This window comes from Kitasatospora griseola (assembly GCF_014648555.1).
Lineage (GTDB): Bacteria > Actinomycetota > Actinomycetes > Streptomycetales > Streptomycetaceae > Kitasatospora > Kitasatospora griseola.
Genome location: NZ_BMRI01000111.1, coordinates 1 through 878, shown reverse-complemented (window position 1 = coordinate 878; position 878 = coordinate 1). Strand labels below are relative to the sequence as shown.

The window sequence follows — 878 nt, the reverse complement described above, 5'->3', positions numbered from 1 at the left end:
CTAAAGGCTGTCTCGTAACTCACCTGGCAGCATTGGGGCACGTGCCCTGCCGGTCATCCGGCGAGGGCGAGGTTGTGCATGCGGGCGATGCCGCTGGCTGCCCAGTAGACGCCCAGGCCCCTGCGTCGGCACGCGCGGAGGATCTTCCAGTTCTTCATGCGGGAGATGGCGTGTTCGACGCGTGCTCGGACGCGTCGGTGGGATTGGTTGTCGTCCTTCTGCCAGTCGGGCAGGTCCTGGCCCGGTCGGCGGCGGTGCGGGATGAGCGTGCCGGTGCCACGGTAGGCGCCGTCGGTCAGCACGACCGCGTCGCCGCAGGCGGCATCGACGCCGGACTCGGCGAACGCCTGGCAGTCGTTTCGGTTGCCCGGCACGGGCCTGCCGACGGCCAGGACCAGGCGGGTGTGGGCGTCGATGAGGATCTGCAGGTTCGCCGAGTGCTGGTAGTTCTTCGACGGCGCGGCCACGCTGCGGTCCTGGGTCGGGACCAGGGTGCCGTCCACAATAACCACGTCGTCGGCCGTGGGGTGGCGGCGCGTACGTGCCAGTGCCAGGAACGGGCTGTGGCGGTCGATGATCCGGTGGGCGGCCGCCGGCGAAACGCCGAACAGCGGCGCCAGCTGGCGCATCGTCAGGTTCGTCCGATAGTAGACCGCGACCAGCAGGACCCTGTCCTCCAAGGACAGCGCCCACGGCCGACCCGGCCTGGACGGGTCCAGTGCCCGGCCACCGCGGTACTTCACCGCCTGGACCAGGCGCCGGAACTGAGCCGGGCGCAGCCCGGTGAACACCTCGATGAGCTCACGACGCTCCGCCGACAGCACCTGCACACCCAGACCAACGCCGCCCAGCCCACAGGGTTACGAGACAGCCTTTAG

General features: G+C 69.8%; 1 protein-coding gene. It reads right to left on the bottom strand.

Features of this window, described 5'->3' with window-relative positions:
* Window positions 1–53: 53 nt before the first annotated feature.
* Window positions 54–830 (bottom strand): transposase, encoded by a 777-nt coding sequence (locus IEZ12_RS37350; RefSeq protein WP_189278885.1) that lies wholly within the window; start codon window positions 828–830, stop codon window positions 54–56.
* Window positions 831–878 lie beyond the last annotated feature (48 nt).